Annotated in this window: 17 protein-coding genes; 2 read left to right on the top strand and 15 right to left on the bottom strand. The window is 66.7% G+C overall.

Features of this window, described 5'->3' with window-relative positions; all coding sequences use genetic code 11:
* Nucleotides 1-1,365 (bottom strand): ComEC/Rec2 family competence protein (locus RMO97_RS04035; protein ID WP_310539257.1); only part of this gene is annotated, 1,365 nt, incomplete at its 3' end.
* Between RMO97_RS04035 and gltX the strand changes: the two genes are divergently transcribed.
* The gene (gene gltX / locus RMO97_RS04030; protein ID WP_310539256.1) at nucleotides 1,343-2,746 is read left to right on the top strand and encodes a glutamate--tRNA ligase; all 1,404 of its coding nucleotides are present in this window, start codon (nucleotides 1,343-1,345) and stop codon (nucleotides 2,744-2,746) included. The two genes, RMO97_RS04035 and gltX, sit on opposite strands and share 23 nt — an antisense overlap.
* Nucleotides 2,747-2,802: 56 nt before the next feature.
* Nucleotides 2,803-4,083: a citrate synthase gene (gene gltA, locus RMO97_RS04025; protein ID WP_310539255.1), complete on the top strand. Its 1,281-nt coding sequence runs from the start codon at nucleotides 2,803-2,805 to the stop codon at nucleotides 4,081-4,083.
* Nucleotides 4,084-4,149: 66 nt separating this feature from the next.
* On the opposite strand, the gene lpxB is transcribed toward gltA, so the two are convergent.
* From lpxB to tsf, 14 genes are all read right to left on the bottom strand, one after another.
* Complete coding sequence (gene lpxB / locus RMO97_RS04020; RefSeq protein ID WP_310539254.1) at nucleotides 4,150-5,304, bottom strand: lipid-A-disaccharide synthase; 1,155 nt, start codon at nucleotides 5,302-5,304, stop codon at nucleotides 4,150-4,152.
* On the bottom strand, nucleotides 5,301-6,134 hold the full coding sequence (lpxI, locus tag RMO97_RS04015) for a UDP-2,3-diacylglucosamine diphosphatase (protein ID WP_310539253.1): 834 nt from the start codon (nucleotides 6,132-6,134) through the stop codon (nucleotides 5,301-5,303). The genes lpxB and lpxI overlap by 4 nt, the downstream gene beginning before the upstream one ends.
* 7 nt (nucleotides 6,135-6,141) lie before the next feature.
* Nucleotides 6,142-6,939: an acyl-ACP--UDP-N-acetylglucosamine O-acyltransferase gene (gene lpxA, locus RMO97_RS04010; protein WP_310539252.1), complete on the bottom strand. Its 798-nt coding sequence runs from the start codon at nucleotides 6,937-6,939 to the stop codon at nucleotides 6,142-6,144.
* Nucleotides 6,936-7,409: a 3-hydroxyacyl-ACP dehydratase FabZ gene (fabZ, locus tag RMO97_RS04005; RefSeq protein ID WP_310539251.1), complete on the bottom strand. Its 474-nt coding sequence runs from the start codon at nucleotides 7,407-7,409 to the stop codon at nucleotides 6,936-6,938. Before fabZ ends, lpxA begins: the two co-directional genes overlap by 4 nt.
* Entirely contained in the window at nucleotides 7,406-8,431 is a 1,026-nt protein-coding gene (gene lpxD / locus RMO97_RS04000) for a UDP-3-O-(3-hydroxymyristoyl)glucosamine N-acyltransferase (RefSeq protein WP_310539250.1), read from the bottom strand. Before lpxD ends, fabZ begins: the two co-directional genes overlap by 4 nt.
* A gap of 40 nt (nucleotides 8,432-8,471) precedes the next feature.
* Nucleotides 8,472-9,098 carry an OmpH family outer membrane protein gene (locus tag RMO97_RS03995; RefSeq protein ID WP_310539249.1) on the bottom strand — a complete coding sequence of 209 codons (627 nt, stop codon included), beginning with the start codon at nucleotides 9,096-9,098 and terminating at the stop codon, nucleotides 8,472-8,474.
* A gap of 5 nt (nucleotides 9,099-9,103) precedes the next feature.
* Entirely contained in the window at nucleotides 9,104-11,503 is a 2,400-nt protein-coding gene (bamA, locus tag RMO97_RS03990; RefSeq protein ID WP_310539248.1) for an outer membrane protein assembly factor BamA, read from the bottom strand.
* Between the two features lie 29 nt (nucleotides 11,504-11,532).
* Nucleotides 11,533-12,750 carry an RIP metalloprotease gene (locus tag RMO97_RS03985; protein WP_310539247.1) on the bottom strand — a complete coding sequence of 406 codons (1,218 nt, stop codon included), beginning with the start codon at nucleotides 12,748-12,750 and terminating at the stop codon, nucleotides 11,533-11,535.
* Nucleotides 12,751-12,764: 14 nt separating this feature from the next.
* Complete coding sequence (dxr, locus tag RMO97_RS03980; protein WP_310539246.1) at nucleotides 12,765-13,964, bottom strand: 1-deoxy-D-xylulose-5-phosphate reductoisomerase; 1,200 nt, start codon at nucleotides 13,962-13,964, stop codon at nucleotides 12,765-12,767.
* Nucleotides 13,952-14,794, bottom strand: a complete 843-nt coding sequence (locus RMO97_RS03975) for a phosphatidate cytidylyltransferase (protein ID WP_310539245.1) — start codon at nucleotides 14,792-14,794, stop codon at nucleotides 13,952-13,954. The genes dxr and RMO97_RS03975 overlap by 13 nt, the downstream gene beginning before the upstream one ends.
* Nucleotides 14,775-15,527 (bottom strand): isoprenyl transferase, encoded by a 753-nt coding sequence (locus tag RMO97_RS03970; protein ID WP_310539244.1) that lies wholly within the window; start codon nucleotides 15,525-15,527, stop codon nucleotides 14,775-14,777. Before RMO97_RS03970 ends, RMO97_RS03975 begins: the two co-directional genes overlap by 20 nt.
* A gap of 38 nt (nucleotides 15,528-15,565) precedes the next feature.
* Nucleotides 15,566-16,132, bottom strand: a complete 567-nt coding sequence (gene frr / locus RMO97_RS03965; protein WP_310539243.1) for a ribosome recycling factor — start codon at nucleotides 16,130-16,132, stop codon at nucleotides 15,566-15,568.
* A gap of 37 nt (nucleotides 16,133-16,169) precedes the next feature.
* The gene (pyrH, locus tag RMO97_RS03960) at nucleotides 16,170-16,889 is read right to left on the bottom strand and encodes a UMP kinase (RefSeq protein ID WP_310539242.1); all 720 of its coding nucleotides are present in this window, start codon (nucleotides 16,887-16,889) and stop codon (nucleotides 16,170-16,172) included.
* Nucleotides 16,890-16,989: 100 nt separating this feature from the next.
* Nucleotides 16,990-17,928: a translation elongation factor Ts gene (gene tsf / locus RMO97_RS03955; protein ID WP_310539258.1), complete on the bottom strand. Its 939-nt coding sequence runs from the start codon at nucleotides 17,926-17,928 to the stop codon at nucleotides 16,990-16,992.
* Nucleotides 17,929-17,965: the final 37 nt, after the last annotated feature.

Below are 17,965 nucleotides of genomic sequence, written 5' to 3'. Positions count from 1 at the left end.
GGCGAGGCTCGCGCCCAACCAGGTCCCCACCCCCTGGACGGCGCGGATCGGCCAGGGGGCGTTGATCTCGCGGATCGGGCGCGGCCAGAGCTCTGCCATGGCCACCAGGGCCGTGGTGGCGGCGAAGGACATCTGGAAGCCAGGCTCGGTCACCGCCTCGGGCTGCAGGGCCAGGATCACCAGGGCGGCGATGGCCAGGGTGTGCAGGCTGATGGCGCGGCGGTCCACCAGGATAGCCCCGAAGGCCGCCGCCGCCGTGATCGCCGCCCGCTCCGCCGGCGCCGGCGCACCCGAGAGCACCAGGTAGCTCAGCACGGCGGCGAGGCCGAACAGGGCCGCGGTCTTCTTGCTGGACACCCGCAGGGCCAGCCACGGCCAGGCGGCGATCAGCAGCCGCACGCCGGCGAAGGTGAAGCCCCCGACGATGGCCATGTGCAGGCCGGAGATCGAGATGATGTGGGCCAGGCCAGAGGCGCGCAGGGCGTCGACCTGTTCGCGGGGCACGAAGGCCTCGTGGCCGGTCACCATGGCCGCGGCCAGGCCGCCGCTCTCCACCCCCATCTCATCGACGATCTTGCGGGCCAGGGCCCACCGGGCCGCGTTGACCCGCATCTCCAGGGCCAGCCGCCAGGGCGGCGGCTCGGCGAAGATCTCGCGCGGCGAGGTCAGGGTGAAGCCGACGCCGCCGATCCCCTCGAAGAAGGCGTCGCGGGCGAAGTCGTAAGACCCGGGGCTGGCGGGCGGTGGCGGCGGATTGAGCATGCCGCGCACGCGGATGGCCACGCCGGGCGCCGGCAAGGGCGTGTCGGGCTGCAGGGTCATGCGGGCCCGGATCGGCGTCGCCTCCGGGGCAAGGCCGCTGACCCGGATGGGGGCGAGCAGCAGCCGCGGCCCGCCCTGCCCCGGATTGGCGATGTCCACCACGAAGGCCTCGACCGTCTGCATCCCCTCGCCGCTGGGCGCGATCGGGGCGCGGACCTGCTGGGTGCGTAGCTTGCCGGCGGCGAATCCGGCCAGGGCGAAGGCCAAGAGCGTGAGCGCGATCACCAGAACCCGGCCGCCGCTCCATCTGGCGCGGGCCAGCAACATGGCGCCTGCGAGCGCCAGGGCGGTGATGGCCAGCGCCGCCACAGGCTCGCGCGGTAGGGCGAAATAGGCCGCCGCGCCGCAGCCGAAGGCGACGGGGGTCCACAGGCTGAGCCGGTCCGCCTGGGCGGCCGCCTGAGCGCGCAGCCACGCGAAGACTTCGGCGGCGCTAGGAAGCTTGCGGACGGGCGTGTTAATAGGCGCCGCGATCGCGTCGGCCTCCGCCGGCGCCGCTTCACCCACAGTCCCGAGCTCGATGTCCGACCGCCCCGTCGTCACCCGTATCGCCCCCTCGCCCACCGGCTACATGCATATTGGCACGGCCCGCACGGCCTTGTTCAACTGGCTTTACGCCAAGCGCATGGGTGGCAAGTTCCTGCTGCGCATCGAGGACACCGATCGCGAGCGCTCCACCCTGCCCGCCGTCCAGGCGATTTTCGACGGCATGAGCTGGCTGGGCATGACACCCGACGAGGAGCCGGTCTTCCAGGCCGCCCGCGCCGACCGGCACGTGCTGGCCGCCCAGGAACTGCTGGCCAAGGGCCGCGCCTATCGCGACTACATGACCGCCGAGGAACTGACCGCCGAGCGTGAAATCGCCCGGGCCGAGGGGCGTGCCGTGCGGTCGCCCTGGCGCGACCAGGACGCCAATTTCAACGACCGCCCCTTCGTCGTGCGCTTCAAGGGTCCGCACGAGGGCGAGACGGTGATCCACGACCTGGTGAAGGGCGACGTCACCTTCAAGAACAAGGACCTGGATGACCTGATCATCCTGCGGACCGACGGCACGCCCACCTACAACCTCGCCGTCATCGTCGATGACCATGAGATGGGGGTCACCCATGTGATCCGTGGCGACGACCACCTGAACAACGCCGCCCGCCAGACCCTGATCTATGAGGCGCTGGGCTGGGAAGTTCCGATCTGGGCCCACCTGCCGATGATCCACGGCCCCGACGGCGCCAAGTTGTCCAAGCGGCACGGCGCCCAGGCGGTGAGTGAATTCGACGACATGGGCTACCTGCCCGAGGCCATGCGCAACTATCTCGCGCGCCTGGGCTGGGGCCACGGCGACGACGAGATCTTCAGCGACGAACAGGCGCAAAGCTGGTTCGACGTCACCGACGTGGTCAGCGCGCCCGCCCGGCTGGATTGGGCCAAGCTGAACCACATCAACAACCACTATCTGCGCCTCGCCGATATCGATCGGCTGGTTGCCCTGACCCAGAGGGTCCGAGCGAGCCGCGGCGAGCCCGTGCACGACGCCGACTCAGCCATCCTGCACCGCACCATTCCCCTGGTCCGCGACGGGGCCAAGACCCTGCTGGAACTCGCCGACGCCGTGGTCTTCGCCCTGAAGCCGCGGCCGCTGGAGCTGCCGGAAAAGGTGACCGGCATGCTGAATGAAGAGACCCGTGCTCGGCTAACCCGGTTGCGCGAAAACCTCACCGGCCAGGCCGATTGGGAGGTCCCCGTGCTGGAGGCGGCCCTGCGCAGCTTCGCCGAAAGCGAGGGTGTAGGCCTTGGAAAGATCGGGCCTGCCTTACGTGGCCTCCTGTCTGGCGGCGCGCCCGCGCCTGATCTGGCGGGCGCCTTGGTAAGCCTCGGAAAAGCGGAAAGTCTCGGCAGGCTTGACGATGCCCTTTCGCCCGCTGCGTAAGGCGGTATAAGGCTCGCCAAACAGACGTTTTGTTCCAGACATGCGAAGGGGATGGCATGGCCGACACGGCGAGAATGAGCATCGGTGAAAAGACCGTTGAACTCCCGATTCTGAAGGGCGTCGACGGCCCGGACGTCGTCGATATTCGCAAGCTCTACGCCGAGGCCGACGTCTTCACCTACGACCCCGGCTTCACGTCGACGGCGTCCTGCGAAAGCAAGATCACCTTCATCGACGGCGACGCGGGCATCTTGCTGCACCGCGGCTATCCGATCGACCAGCTGGCTGAGAAGTCCAGCTTCCTCGAGGTCTGCTACCTGCTGCTGCACGGCGAACTGCCGAACGCCGCCGAGGCCGAGGAATTCGAAAAGACCATCACCTACCACACGATGCTGCATGAGCAGTTTGATCGGTTCTTCCAGGGCTTCCGTCGCGACGCCCACCCGATGGCGATCATGGTCGGCGCCGTCGGCGCGCTCTCGGCCTTCTATCACGACAGCACCAACGTCGAGGACCCGCAGCAGCGGATGATCTCGTCGCACCGGCTGATCGCCAAGATGCCGACGATCGCGGCGCGGGCCTTCAAGTACTTCCGCGGCCAGCCCTTCGTGCATCCGCGTAACGACCTGTCCTATGCCGAGAACTTCCTGCGCATGTGCTTCTCGGTGCCGGCCGAGGACTGGGTTCCGAACCCGGTGCTGACGCGCGCCATGGACCGCATCTTCATCCTGCACGCCGACCACGAGCAGAACGCCTCGACCTCGACCGTGCGACTGGCGGGTTCCTCGGGCGCCAACCCGTTCGCCTGCATCGCGGCCGGCATCGCCTGCCTCTGGGGCCCGAGCCACGGCGGCGCGAACGAAGAAGCGCTGAACATGCTCAAGGAGATCGGCACCGTCGATCGCATCCCCGAGTACGTGCAGGGCGTGAAGGATCGCCGCTACCGCCTGATGGGCTTCGGCCATCGGGTCTACAAGAACTACGACCCCCGCGCGACGGTCATGCAGAAGACCTGCCACGAGGTTCTGGCCGAGGTCGGGAATTCCGATGACCCGCTGCTGAAGGTGGCCATCGAGCTGGAGCGCATCGCTCTGTCCGACCCCTACTTCATCGAGCGCAAGCTGTACCCGAACGTCGACTTCTACTCCGGCATCACCCTGCGCGCCCTGGGCTTCCCGCCCGAGATGTTCACCGTGCTGTTCGCCGTGGCCCGCACCGTGGGCTGGATCGCGCAGTGGAAGGAAATGATCGAGGATCCGTTGCAGAAGATCGGCCGTCCGCGCCAGATCTACACCGGCGCCGCGCAACGGGATTACACGGCGATCAGCACGCGCTAGACGCTCTCTCCGCCGGATTGAAGTTCATCCGCCGCGCCCTCGGGTTCGGCGGATTTTCTTTGGCTGTCAGCCGATGACCTTGAGGATGGCCTCGGCCGCAGCGTCCGAGGGATCAGGGCCGCCCCGGCCCATCTTCTCCAACGCGCCGTACTGGGCGGCGACCTGGCGACCGGCGATGTCGGCATTGTCCAGACGCAAGGCGGCCTCGCGGGCGAGGTTCTCCGGCGTGCAATCTTGCTGGATCAGCTCGGGGGCGACGATCGTTCCCGCGGCGATGTTGAAGAGGGTGATAGGCCGCTTCACCAGTCGGTTGACTAGGGCGTAGGTCAGCTTGTCGATGCGGTAGCCGATGACCATGGGACAGCCGGCCAGGGCAAGCTCGATGGTGACCGTGCCCGAGCACGCCAGCGCAGCGGTGGCGGCCGTCATGGCGTCCAGCTTGGCCTGGTCGCCCTCCACCACATGAGCCCGGCGCGGCCAGCCGGCGACCTGCGCCTTGACCGCCGCGGCCACGGTCGGCGCGGCGGGGATGACAATCTCCAGGTCCGGGTGGCTGGCCTTCAGAATCAGGGCGGCCTCGCCGAAGGGCGGCAGGACCCGGGCGATCTCGCTGGGCCGACTGCCCGGCAGGACGAGCAGGATCGGTGCCTGGGGTGAGATGCCCAGATCCTTGCGAAGGCGAGCGGGATCAGCCTTGGAGAAGTCCACCTTCAGGGCGGCGTTGCCCACGAAGGTTGTGGCCAGGCCCTCCGCCTCGAAATAGGGGGCGTCGAAGCTGTGGATCGACAGCAGGTGGTCGACCGCGCCGGCCAGCACCTTGGCGCGGCCCCTGCGCCACGCCCAGACCTGGGGGGCGACGTACTTCAAGAGCGGGATAGAGGGATCGATCTTTCGCAGGCGGTGAGCGACGCGCAGGCTGAAGGCCCAGGAATCGATCAGCACCACGACATCGGGCTTCTCATGGGCGGCGAGCGCCACGGTCTGATCCACCATCTTCATGGCGCGGGGGTAGACGGCGAGCGCGTCCACCACGCCCAGGATGGAGAGCTGGGCGATATCAAACAGGCTTTCCACGCCCTGGGCGGCCATCTGGGCGCCCCCCGTTCCTATGAAGCGCACCTTGTCGCCCAGGCGGGCGCGCAGGGCCTTGGCCAGGCCCGCGCCCCGATCGTCACCGGAGGCCTCGGTGGCTACCAGCATTACGCAGAGCGGCTTGCTCACGGTTCCACTCCGAAGATGAACAGGCCCAGTTCGTCGGCCAGTTCGATCACCGCCTCGCGGTCCAGGACCAGCAGTCGGCCCGCCTCCCCCACGATACCCGCCAAGCCGGCGGCGGCTGCGCGCTGGACGGTGGCCAGACCGATCGTGGGCAGATCCACACGGGTCTCCTGAATCGGCTTGGGCGCCTTGGCGATCACCCCACGATAGGCGCCTGGGGTTCCGCGGATGGCGATGGGAATCTCGTGGGCCACTCGGCGCAGCATGGCGTCGGTGCCCTCCTGGGCCTCGACCGCCAGCACCAGCCCGTCGCAGACCACGGCGCCTTGCCCGACATCCAGGCGGCCGATCTCGCGGGCCACCAGCAGGGCGCGGTCGATGTCGCCCTGGTGCTCGGGACCCGGCGACACAGCGCCGAGGGCGCCCTTGGGCAGGGTGAGATCGCTCTTGGCCTCGTGGGCGCCTTCGATGGTGAAGCCCTCCTTGGCGAATTCGTTCAGCACCACCCGCAGCAGGGCGTCGTCGCCATGCCTTGCCGCCGCGATGATCGCCGGCAGCAGGGCGAGGCCGCGCAAGTCGGGCTTCAGCGTCTTGAAGTCCGGCCGACTGACATTTCCCACCAGGCAGACGGCCTGGCAACCGGCGCGCTTCAGGGCCTTGATGGTCTTGCCGATCTCGGCGAGGCCGACGTCCACGCCCGGGAAGCGGTCCAGCTGCGGCTCGGCGAAGCCCTTCAGCCGTGCGATGAACACCGCACGGCCGGCCTGCTCGCAGTGCTCGGCGATCTCCAGGGGCAGCGTACCGCCGCCGGCGATCAGGCCGAGTTTGCGCATAGAGCGTCTAGACCTCGCGCTCGGGCAGGCAGAGCGGGCGGTTGCCGTCGGCGCGGATGAAGTCGATGATCTCGCGGACCTCCTCGGACCCGGCATAGGTCTCGATGGTGTCGTCGAGGCGCTCCTGGAAAGTGCCCTCGTCGGCGAACAGCATGCGATAGGCGGCGCGCATCGTATTGATGGTCTCGCGGCTGAAGCCCCGGCGCTTCAGCCCCACCAGGTTCAGCCCCTCGAGGTGGGCATGGTTGCCCCAGACCGAGCCGTAGGGGATGACGTCCTTCACCACGGCCGCCAAGCCGCCGATCATCGCGTGCCGCCCGACCCGGGTGAACTGATGGACCGCGGCCAGGCCGCCGACGATCACGAAGTCGCCGATCTGGCAGTGACCGCCGAGCGTGGCCTGCTTCGTCAGGATCACGTTGTCACCGACCTTGCAGTCGTGACCGACATGGCTCTCGATCATGTACAGGCCATCAGACCCCACGCTGGTCACGCCGCCGCCGTTGACGGTGCCGACGTTCATGGTGGCATGCTCGCGGATGAGATTGCGGTCTCCGATCACCAGCTTGGTGGGCTCACCCTTGTAGGCGGTGTGCTGAGGCGGGCCGCCAAGCATGGCGAAGGGATAGACGGTGTTGCCCGAACCGAGCTCGGTGTGGCCGTCCACGACGATGTGGGAGACCAGCTTGGTGCCCGGGCCCAATCTGACATTGGGCCCGACTGTGCAGAACGGGCCGATGACCACGCCGTCGCCCAGGACAGCGCCGTCGGCGATGATGGAGGTGGGATGGACCTGGACGCTCATTGAGTGGCCACCACCATGGCGGCGAACTCGCATTCCGCCGCCACCTTGTCGCCCACCATGGCCTGGCCGTGGAACTTGAAGAGATCGCCGCGGGCGCGGATCACCTTGACGTTCAGGCGCAGGACGTCACCGGGCCTCACCGGCTGGCGGAAGCGACCGTTGTCGACCGAGACAAAGAAGATGGTCTTGCCGGCCACATCCACGTCGAGGGACTTGGACATCAGCACCGCGCCGGTCTGGGCGAGGGCTTCGATGATCAGCACGCCCGGCATGACCGGATAGTCTGGGAAGTGGCCCTGGAAGAAGGGCTCGTTGATCGTCACGCACTTGATGCCGACGATGGATTCGCTGGCCTTGTAGTCCTCGCAGCGATCGACCAGCAGGAAGGGATAGCGATGCGGAATCCGCTTCACGATCTCGGTGATGTCGATCTCGGTGGGAGACTCGTTGACGGGGGCCTTGCGGCTCATTGATCAGGTTCCTCCCGACGGCGCATGGTGGCCGCCTTGGTCAGCCAGGCGACTTCGCGCAGCCATTGTCGCATGGGCATGGCCGGGTATCCGCCCATGACCGCCTTGGGAGCGACGTCCCGGAAAACACCGGCTCCCGCGCCGATCTGAGCGCCTTCGCCGACGATGACGTGGTCGGCCACCCCGGCCCGGCCGCCGAACGCCGAGCCATCCCCAATCGTCACGCTGCCCGAAACCCCTGTGTAGGCCGCCATCACACAGTTGCGGCCGACGCGCACGTTGTGAGCGATCTGCACCAGGTTGTCGATCTTGGTGTTCTCGCCGAGGACCGTGTCTTCATAGGCCCCGCGGTCGATGCAGGTGTTGGCGCCGACGGTCACCCCATCCTGTAGGATCACCCGGCCGAGCTGCGGGATATCAATGACCCCGGTAGGCCCAGCGGTCGCGCCGAAGCCGGCCTCACCGATAACCGCGCCGGCCAGAATTTTCACCCGGTCGCCCACGAGGGCGCAGTGGATGCTGACATTGGCCCCTATGACGCAGTCGCGGCCAATGGTGACCCCGGGGCCGATGACGGTGTTGGGGCCGATGACGGAGCCCCGGCCGATCTGGGCCCCCTGGCCGATGGCCACGCCCGGACCGATGGTCGCCCCCTCCTCCACCCTCGCGTCGCGGGAAACCGCGGCCGACCCGGCGTGCAGGCGCGGCCGATGGAGGCGCTGGCCCGACATGGCGTAGGCGGCGGTGGGTTGGCGGGTCACCAGGGCGATGCAGCCCTGGGGCACAAGGCCGACGTCCCGCTCGGTAACCAAGCACGCCGCGGCGTGAGTCTCGGCCAGCTCGGCGGCTAGCTTGCGATCGGAAAAGTAGGTGATGCTGTCGGCGCCCGCTCGCGCGAGGATCGCGACGCGGGCGACCTGCACCGAGCCGGCCCCGGGCGCCGACAACTCGGCCCCGGTCAGCGCGGCGAGCTCCGTCAGGGAGACGGGGCCCAAATCTTCGAAAAAGCGCGGGTCAGGCATCAAGCACTCTCAGCTCGACCCGCGCATAGCCCGAGTCGGTCTATTTGCGAGCGGGAGCCGCAGCTTGCGGGGTGGCGGCCGGTTGGTCCAGCCGTTCGCGCTCGAAGGCGAACTGAGTGATCTTGGCGTTCAGGGCGGTCATGATCGAAGGACTGAGATCCATGGCCGGATTGGCGACGAGCACGGATTCAGCGCGCAACAGAACGCTGCACTGACGCTGCTGGTAAACCTGACGCATGATCGGCTCCATCTCCTGGCCAACGCGGCCGAGAGCTTTCTGCTGGGTCCGCTCCAACTCACGGTCGCGCAGCTGCGACTTGCGCTGGTAGGCGTTGAGGCGGACCTGCAGGTTGGCGGCGCGGGTTTCGAAGGTGCCCTGGTCGAGGGTGGCCTTCTGGGCCTCCAAGGCCTGACCATCCCTCTGCAGGGCGGCTTCCTCGGCCTTCAGCTCAGCCTCAACCTGGGCCAGAATCTGCTGCATGCGGGTCTGGACGTGCTTGCCGACCGTCGAGCCGGCGATGACGCCCTGGATCGACATGACGCAGACCCCTGGAAGCGCCGGTCCGTGAGTGATGGTCGGCGCGGCCGCCTGGGCAAAGGCTGAGGAGCTGGCGCTGAGTGACAGCGCGGCGACGCAGGTCGCCGCGACTAGGTTTTTGATCGTCATGGGGGTCAGAACTTCGTTGAAGTGGAGAAACGGAAGGTTTCGGTCTTGTCGTAGTCTTCTTTGGCCAAAACTTGGCTGAAGTCGAAACGGATGGGACCCATCGGAGACTTCCAGAACACCGAGAGACCGGCCGTGGCGCGCAACGACAGGTCGTCGAAGATCAGCGGATCGCGCGTCCCGGCAGGATAGGGAAGGTTTGTGACCGGATTGATCGAGCCGGGCTGATATTCCTTGTCCACGTCGTCCAGCAGGCCAACGGTGCCGAAGTCGGTGAACAGGGCGGCCTTGATGCCGTACTGCTCGGGCACGAAGGTCGGAACGGTCAGCTCCACCGACCCGATGGCGTAGGCGCGGCCACCGAGGGCGTCGCTGCGCGCGAAGTTGGTGTCGCGCGGGCCAAGGCCCGCCGTCTCGAACCCGCGGAAGCTGTTGCCGCCCTTGTAAGAGCGGTCGTTGATCCGGATCGTGTCGCCGCTCCAGCCGGCGATATAGCCCGCCTGGCCGGTGACGCTGAGGATGAAATCCTTGTTAAAGCCATGGTACCAGCCGCCGTCGATGTCAGTCTTGATGTAGTTCACATCGCCGCCGACGCCGGCCAGATCCTGGCTGATATCGGCGTAGAAGCCGCGGGTCGGGTTTATTGGATTGTTCCGCCGATCCAGGCGCAGGCCATAGCCGAGGAGAGAGGTTATGAACGATCCGCGCTGCGCGCAGAGCGACAGGGAGACGACGGGCGAGGTCAGATCGCAGAAGGTGTCATCAATGTCCACTTCGTCCTGACGCAGAACGTAGCGGGTGGTCATCGACGAGTTCAGAGTCAGGGGGAATCCGGCGCGCAGGTTCATGCCGAGCGTGCTGGTCTGATAGGCGGAATAATCGGTCAGGTCGTAGCGGTAGGAATAGATGTCGACCCCGGCCCGAAGATTGCGGCCCAGGAAGCGCGGCTCGGTGAAGGAAAAGTCCACCTGCTGGCGCAGGGAGCCCACGGAGATCCGAGCCCGCACATCCTGGCCGCGGCCACGGAAGTTGCGCTGGGTGATGCCGAGATCCAGCACGAGCTGGTCGACCGATGAATAGCCGGCGCTGAATGAGAGCTCGCCGGTGGGCTGTTCCTCGACCTTCACCTGCAGGGTCGTGCGGTCCGGGGCGGAGCCCGGGATTTCGGTGATGTTGACGTCCTTGAAGAAGCCAAGGGCGCGGATGTTGTTCTTCGACCGGTCCACCAAGGCGCGGTTGTAGGCGTCGCCCTCCACCAGGTTCAACTCCCGCCGGATGACGTAGTCGAGGGTCTGGCTGTTGCCGACGATGTCGATGCGCTCGACATAGACGCGCGGGCCTTCGCGGACCTGGAAGACCACGTCGACGGTCTTGGTCTCCTTGTTGGCCACGTAGCGCGGCCGCACGTCCACCGAGGCGAAGCCCGCGGCGCCGGCCGCGAAGGTCAGGGAGTCGGTGGCGTTCTCGATGATCTCGTCGCGATAGAGCTCACCCGACCGGATCGGCACCAGCTGCAGCAGCAGGTTCTTGTCCAGCTTCTGCAGCTCGGTCTCCACGGAGATCTTGCCGAACTTGTATTCCGGGCCCTCGTCGAGGGTATAGGTGATGACGAAGCCGTTCTTATCGGTAGAAAGTTCAGCCACGGCCGAAATCACGCGGAAGTCGTAGAATCCACGGTTACGGTAATGCTTGCGCAGCTGCTCCTTGTCGTACTCGAGGCGGTCAGGGTCGTAGTTGGCGTTGGACGAGAAGAACTTGTACCAGCTGCTCTGTTCAGTCACGACGACGTCGCGCAGATCGTTGTCGGAGAATTCCTGATTGCCCAGGAAGTTGACCCGCAGCACGCCGCTCTTGGGGCCTTCGTCGATCTCGAAGATCAGATCGACGCGCTTCTGGGGCAGTTCGACGATCTTCGGCGACACCGTGGCCGAGATCCGTCCCGAGCGGCGGTACAGCTCGACGATGCGCTGCACATCGGCCTGCACCTTGGCGCGGGTGAAGATGCCGCGCGGACGCACGGTGACCTCGTCGCGCAGCTTATCTTCCTTCAGACCGGAATTGCCCTCGAAGACCACCTTGTTGATGATCGGGTTCTCAACGACCGTGATGGTCAAGTCCCCGTTCAGCAGGTTGATCTTCACGTCCGAGAAAAGGTCGGTTCGGAACAGAGCCTTCAACGCAAGGTCAAGCTTGGAGGGGTCGGCGGGCTCACCGACCTGGATCGGCAGATAGGAGAGCACGGTCGACTGCTCGATACGTTCATTGCCCTGAACAATTATGCGCTGCACCACGCCGGCTTGCTCAGCGGCCTGGGCGAAGGCGAGACTCGGCAGGGTGATCGCGGTCGAACCCAGAAGCAGGGCGAGACCGGAGGCGAGCGCGGCGCGCTGGGCGCGGGTTCTTTGCATCGTTTCTGCCGTCAACGGAATTGGGGGGGTCAGGAAAGCAGACCGCCGAGGATTTTGAACACACGCAGTTGCTGCAGATCGTTCCAGGTCGCGAACAACATCAATCCCAGCAACAGCGCAAGGCCCACACGATAGCCCGCGGCCTGAACCTTGGCCGTCAGAGGCCTGCGGGCCACAGCTTCGTAGGCGTAGAACAGCAGGTGACCCCCGTCCAGCACAGGCACCGGCAGCAGATTCATGAAACCGATGCCGACCGACAGCACGGCGGCGAGACCCAGCAGGGCGACGCTGGCGCCGAGAACCTGTGATCCGAGATCGGGCGCTCCCAGGGCCCCGGTCTGGGCGACCTGGCCGGAGACCCGCGCGATTCCCAGAGGTCCGCTCAGCTGGTCGGCGGAGACCTGGCCCGTGACCATGCGGCCCAGGTAGTAGACCGTGGTGCTGAGCACGCGCCACGTCCGCTCGACGCCCTTGCCGAGGGCCTCAATGGGGTTGTAGCGGACGTGCACATAGTCCTCGCGCGCCTGGGCCGGCACGATCCCCAGGGTGCCCTGGAGGCGTTCACCGCCGAGACCGTCGGAGCGCATCTGCAGCTTGGAGGTGGCGGTCAGCGACACCTCCTCGGTTCCGCGGCGAACGACGAACACTGTGGGCAAATTCACCCGAAGCTGGGCCACCTCCGCCAAGTCCATGAAGCTCTTGACCGGTCGACCGTTCGCCTCAGCGATGAGGTCGCCGGCGCGGAATCCGGCCTGGGCGGCCGGACTGCCGGCGGCCACGGAGGCCACCTTGGCCGGCAGGAGGTGTTCTCCCAGGGCCAAAACCAGGGTGGCGAACAGAACGATCGCCAGAACGAAGTTGGCCATTGGGCCCGCGGCGGCGATCACCGCACGCTGCCAGATCGGCTTGAAGTGGAAGTAGCGGGAGAGCGCCCCCTCCCCTTCGCGGGCCACGATGGACTGGCGCAGGGTCTCCAGGTCGTCCTGGTCAGGCACGCTGGCGACGTTGTCGTCGCCGGCGAATGCGACATAGCCGCCGACCGGCGCCCAGCCGATCCGCCACTGCACCCCCGACTTGTCGGTCCAGGACGCGATGGCCTTGCCAAAGCCGATGGAGAACCGGTCGATGGCGACACCGAAACTCTTCGCCGCCCAGAAGTGCCCCAGCTCATGGATGGTGACCACAAGGGTCAGCACCAGGATGAACGGCACAATGTAGATCAAAGCGGTCTGAAGAAATGAAAGCATAGCGAGGCTACTCCCTACGACGCCGGACTGAGCCCGGCGACGACATCGCACGCAACGCGACGCGCCATCGCATCTGTCGCCTTCGCACTCTCGAGAACATCGCTATTGGGTTCCCCCGCGAGGCCCTTGGCCTCAACACATTCGAGTGTGTCGGCTACGATTGCGGCAATATCGAGAAAGCCTATGCGGCGGTCAAGAAAAGCGGCGACCGCGACCTCATTGGCTGCGTTCATCACCGCCGGGGCCGCGCCGCCGGCCGCGAGCGCGTCCTTGGCGATCTGCAGGGCGGGGAATCGCTCGTAGTCGGGCGCCTCGAAGGTGAGCTGGCCGACCTGGGCCAGATCCAGCTTGGGCGCGGGCCAGGGCAGACGGTCGGGCCAGGCCAGGGCGCAGGCGATCGGGGTGCGCATGTCGGGCGCGCCAAGCTGGGCCAGGGTGGAGCCATCCACATATTCCACCATCGAATGGATGATGGACTGCGGGTGGACGATGACGTCGACCCGCTCAGCCGGCATGGCGAACAGATAGGCCGCCTCCACCATCTCCAGGCCCTTGTTCATCATGGTGGCCGAGTCGATGGATATCTTGACCCCCATGTCCCACATCGGGTGGGCCACGGCCTGTTCGACACTGGCCAGCCGCATCTGTTCCCGCGTCCAGCCCCGGAACGGGCCGCCCGAGGCGGTGAGCACCAGACGCGAGACGTGCTGGGCGACCATCGGGTCGAAGACCTGGAAGATCGCCGAGTGCTCGGAATCCACCGGGATCACCACCCCGCCCGCCAGTTTGGCGATGCGCAGCAGCTGCGGCCCGGAACAGACCAGGCTTTCCTTGTTGGCCAGGGCCACGATGGCGCCGGACCGCGCGGCCGCCAGGGTGGGCCCCAGTCCCGCGAACCCGACGATGGCCGACATCACCCACTGTGCCTCCATGGCCGCGGCCTCGACCACGGCGCCCGCTCCGGCGGCGGTGGCCACGCCCGTGCCGGCCAGACGGTCACGCAGTTCGGAGAGCTTGGTCTCGTCCTCGATCACCGCCAGCTTCGGCCGCCACCGGCGAGCCTGCTCGGCGAGACGTTCGACATTGCGGCCCGCCGTCAGGGCGATCATCTCGACCTCGGCGCCCGATTTCTCGATGAGATCGAGGGTGGAGACGCCTACAGAGCCCGTGCAGCCCAGGACGCTGAGGCGGCGCGGAAGGCTCAATGGCCCCATCCCAGGTGATTCACCAGGCGCGCGGCGGCGATGATCACGACGGCGAACAGCAGGCCGTCGACCCGGTCCAGCAGGCCGCCATGGCCGGGGATAAGATTCCCGGAGTCCTTAACCCCGAAGCGGCGCTTCAGGGCCGATTCCCAGAGATCGCCGGCCATGGTGGCCAGCCCGCCCAGCAGCCCCACCAGGGCGCCGGCGGCCATGTTGAGTTCGAAGGCCGGGATGATGGTCATGAGCGCGCCCACGCCCATGGCGAACACCAGCCCCCCCACGAAGCCGGACCAGGTCTTGTTGGGCGAAAACCGCGGCCAGAGCTTGGGGCCTTTCAGGACGCTGCCAACGGCGAAGGCGGCGATGTCAGCGGTCCAGGTGATGGCGAACAGCATCAGGGTCCACCACTGGCCCTGGGGCATGGCCCGCAGCCAGATCAGGCAGATACAGGCGATGCCGATATAGAAGACCCCGAAGGCGGCGTCCGAAGGTCGCTCCGCGACGCCACGCGCCACGAGGGCCGAGGCGATCCCGCCCAGCAGCAGCCCGCCCCAGGCCAGCCACATGTGGTCGCGGTGGGCCAGGAACACCCCGGCGAGGATGGCCACGGTGACAGCGGTGGAAACCCGGATCGGCGCATGGGGCGCGCTCATTCCGCCCCATTCGATGGACAGCAGGGCGACGGCCACCGCGATCAGAACCAGGAACGGCCAGCCGCCAGCGGCCAGGCCGGTGTCGAACCACACGGCGGCCAGGGCGGTGGGCACAAGCACGGCGGCCGAGGCCACCCGCACACCCAGATTGCTCCAGTTAAAACGCTTAGCCTGCGGCAAGGACATCGTCCGCGACGGCGCCATACCTGCGCTCGCGCCGGTGGAATTCGTCGATCGCCGCCTGCAGATGATCTGGCGTGAAGTCCGGCCAGAGAACGTCGGGGAAGACGAACTCAGAATAGGCCGACTCCCACAGCAGGAAGTTTGAGAGCCGCTGTTCCCCGCTGGTGCGCACCACCAGGTCGGGAGGCGGCAGGCCGCCGGTGGAGAGCTTGGCCTCGAAGACAGTGTCGGTGATCGCCGCGGCGTCGATCTTGCCGGCCAGGGCGTCTGCCACCAGGGCGCGGGCGGCGTCGACGATGTCCGCCCGGCCGCCATAGTTGAAGGCCACCTGCAAGAAGAACTTGTCGTTGTGAGCGGTGCGAGTCTCGGCGCGCTCGACAATCTCGGCGATGTCGGCGGGAAGGCCTTCGCGGCGGCCGAGAATGCGGACCTTCACGCCCTCACGGGTCAGTTTCTCCAGGTCGCTGTTCACATAGTGCTTCAGCAAACGCATGACCTCGGCGACTTCGCCGGCGGGGCGGCGCCAGTTCTCGGTCGAGAAAGCGTAGAGGGTGAGCCAGCGGACACCCTGGTCGGGAGCCGCCTCCACCACCCTGCGGATGGCCTCCACGCCCTTGGGATGACCCAGCTTGCGCGGCAGGCCCCGACGCTTCGCCCAGCGGCCATTGCCGTCCATGACGATCGCCACGTGCAGCGGCATGTCCTTGGGGGGCGGCTCTGTGGGAGCGGAGGCCATCAGGTTTTCCGTTTCGTCCTTTAGGTCAGTGTGGACGACTAAACCTGCATGATCTCTTGCTCTTTGGTTTTCAAGGCTTCGTCCACCCGCTTGATGGCCTCGTCGGTCATCTTCTGGACCTCGGTCTCCATGCGCTTCAGATCGTCCTGGTTGATGGCACCGTTCTTCTCGGCCTTCTTGAGGTCGTCGTTGGCGTCGCGGCGCACGTTGCGGACGGCGATCTTCTGCTGCTCGGCGTACTTGCCGGCGATCTTGGCCAGGTCCCTGCGGCGCTCCTCGGTGAGCGGCGGGATCGGGATGCGCAGGTTCGTTCCTTCGTTGACGGGATTGAAGCCGAGGCCCGACGAGCGGATCGCCTTCTCCACCGAGACCACCATGCCCTTGTCCCAGACGCTGACGGTGATGGAACGGGGTTCCGGCACGCTGACGGCGGCCACCTGGTTCAGCGGCACGGTCGAGCCATAGGCCTCAACCATCACCTGATCGAGCAGGCCTGCCGAAGCCCGGCCTGTGCGCAGGCTGGCGAACTCGTCCTTCAAGGCGGCGATCGCCTTGTCCATCCGGTCCCGGTAGCTCGAAAGCACCGGCTTTTCTGCGTCGGCCATGGGTGCGTCTCCCTTAAGTCAAAGGTTGTCGGCGTGGTCAGGCGATGGTGGTGAAGACGCCTTCGCCCTGCAGCACCTTCATGAAGTTGCCCCGCTCGCGGATGGAGAACACCACGATCGGAATGCTGTTGTCGCGCATCAGGGCGATGGCCGAGGCGTCCATGACCCGCAGGTCCTGGGCCAGCACGTCCTGATAGCTGAGGGTCTCGTAGCGCCGCGCGCTGGGATCCTTCTTGGGGTCGGCGGTGTAGACGCCGTCGACGCTAGTGCCTTTAAAGAGGGCGTCGCAGCCCATCTCGGCGGTGCGCAGGGCCGCAGGCGTGTCGGTGGTGAAGAACGGAGCGCCGAGGCCGGCGGCGAAGATCACCACCCTGCCCTTCTCGATATGGCGCTGGGCCCGCCTGCGGATATAGGGCTCGCAGACCGCGTCCATAGGGATGGCAGATTGAACCCGCGTGTCCACGCCGGCCTTTTCCAAGGCGCCCTGCAGGGCGAGCGCGTTCATCACCGTGGCCAGCATGCCCATATAGTCGGCGCTAGCCCGGTCCATGCCCTTGCCGGCCAGGGAGACGCCGCGGAAGATATTGCCGCCGCCCACCACCAGGCAGAGCTCCACCCCGGCGTCGACCACTTCCTTGATGTCCTGGGCCACAGCATCGATGGTCGCGGTGTCGATGCCGAACAGGGCGTCGCCCATCAGGACCTCGCCCGACATCTTCAAGAGGATCTTCTTGTAGCGGGGCTTGGCGTCGGACATGGGGCGCTCTCGAGAATCTTGGGCGTATCTACATAAACCAAGGGCGCCGAGCGCGTCGAACGCACGGCGCCCCAGGGCCGTCTTTTTGTCAGGCTTTAAGTTAGGCTTGGCCGGTCATCGAGGCGACTTCGGCGGCGAAGTCGTCCACCTTCTTCTCGACGCCTTCACCCAGGGCGAAGCGCACGAAGCCCTTCACGGTCACCGGCGAGCCGGTTTCCTTGGCGGTTTCGGCGATCAGCTGCTCGATGGTCAGGTCCGGGTTCATGACGAAGGGTTGCTTCAGCAGCACCACTTCTTCCTGCCACTTGCGGATGCGGCCTTCGATCATCTTCTCGACGACGCCGATGGGCTTGCCCGATTCCAGCGCCTGGTCGGTAAGGAACTTCTTTTCCTTCTCGACGGCGGCGGGGTCCAGGTCGGCCTCGGTGAGCGCCAGCGGCGGGGTCGGGGTGCCGGCCACGTGCAGGGCGATCTTGCGGCCCACATCCTTCAGCACCGCTTGATCGCCGGCGCCTTCCAGCGCGACGAGCACGCCGAGACGGCCGACGCCATCACCCTGCGCATTGTGCAGGTAGAGGGCCACGGCGCCCTGAGCGACGCTCAGACGGGCCGAACGGCGCAGGCGCATGTTTTCGCCGATGGTCGCGATCAGGTTCATGATCACGTCGCCGACGACTTCGCCCTTGGCCGTCTTGGCCGCGGAGATGGCGTCCACGTCACCGTCGACGTCCAGGGCCACGAGGGCGCAGTCACGCGCCGCGTCCTGGAACTTGTCGTTCTTGGACACGAAGTCGGTCTCGGCGTTCAGCTCGATGAGCACGCCGGTCTTGCCGTCGTCGCTCAGCTTGCCGGCCACCAGGCCTTCAGCCGCGGCGCGGTCGGACTTCTTGGCGGCCTTGGACAGGCCCTTGGTGCGCAGCCAGTCGATGGAGGCTTCGACGTCGCCGCCGTTTTCCTGCAAGGCCTTCTTGCAGTCCATCATGCCCGCGCCGGATTTCTCGCGCAGGTCCTTGACCAGCGCAGCGGTGATTTCCGCCATGGTGAGCTCCTTCAGATCAAATGGGTTGGCGGGACCC

Source organism: Phenylobacterium sp., from assembly GCF_031425575.1.
Classification (GTDB): Bacteria; Pseudomonadota; Alphaproteobacteria; order Caulobacterales; family Caulobacteraceae; genus Phenylobacterium.
The sequence above is the reverse complement of the archived record's forward strand: the minus strand, read 5'-3'. Positions and strand labels throughout refer to the sequence as shown.

What these genes read in the sequence shown, in the direction of transcription:
- lpxA (WP_310539252.1), bottom strand. Translation starts at nt 6,939, where the DNA reads ATGAGCGTCCAGGTCCATCCCACCTCCATCATCGCCGACGGCGCTGTC.
- RMO97_RS03970 (WP_310539244.1), bottom strand. Translation starts at nt 15,527, where the DNA reads ATGGCCTCCGCTCCCACAGAGCCGCCCCCCAAGGACATGCCGCTGCAC.
- pyrH (WP_310539242.1), bottom strand. Translation starts at nt 16,889, where the DNA reads ATGTCCGACGCCAAGCCCCGCTACAAGAAGATCCTCTTGAAGATGTCG.
- frr (WP_310539243.1), bottom strand. Translation starts at nt 16,132, where the DNA reads ATGGCCGACGCAGAAAAGCCGGTGCTTTCGAGCTACCGGGACCGGATG.
- tsf (WP_310539258.1), bottom strand. Translation starts at nt 17,928, where the DNA reads ATGGCGGAAATCACCGCTGCGCTGGTCAAGGACCTGCGCGAGAAATCC.
- dxr (WP_310539246.1), bottom strand. Translation starts at nt 13,964, where the DNA reads ATGGGGCCATTGAGCCTTCCGCGCCGCCTCAGCGTCCTGGGCTGCACG.
- bamA (WP_310539248.1), bottom strand. Translation starts at nt 11,503, where the DNA reads ATGCAAAGAACCCGCGCCCAGCGCGCCGCGCTCGCCTCCGGTCTCGCC.
- RMO97_RS03975 (WP_310539245.1), bottom strand. Translation starts at nt 14,794, where the DNA reads ATGTCCTTGCCGCAGGCTAAGCGTTTTAACTGGAGCAATCTGGGTGTG.
- lpxI (WP_310539253.1), bottom strand. Translation starts at nt 6,134, where the DNA reads ATGCGCAAACTCGGCCTGATCGCCGGCGGCGGTACGCTGCCCCTGGAG.
- fabZ (WP_310539251.1), bottom strand. Translation starts at nt 7,409, where the DNA reads ATGAGCCGCAAGGCCCCCGTCAACGAGTCTCCCACCGAGATCGACATC.
- gltX (WP_310539256.1), top strand. Translation starts at nt 1,343, where the DNA reads ATGTCCGACCGCCCCGTCGTCACCCGTATCGCCCCCTCGCCCACCGGC.
- gltA (WP_310539255.1), top strand. Translation starts at nt 2,803, where the DNA reads ATGGCCGACACGGCGAGAATGAGCATCGGTGAAAAGACCGTTGAACTC.
- RMO97_RS03985 (WP_310539247.1), bottom strand. Translation starts at nt 12,750, where the DNA reads ATGCTTTCATTTCTTCAGACCGCTTTGATCTACATTGTGCCGTTCATC.
- lpxD (WP_310539250.1), bottom strand. Translation starts at nt 8,431, where the DNA reads ATGCCTGACCCGCGCTTTTTCGAAGATTTGGGCCCCGTCTCCCTGACG.
- RMO97_RS03995 (WP_310539249.1), bottom strand. Translation starts at nt 9,098, where the DNA reads ATGACGATCAAAAACCTAGTCGCGGCGACCTGCGTCGCCGCGCTGTCA.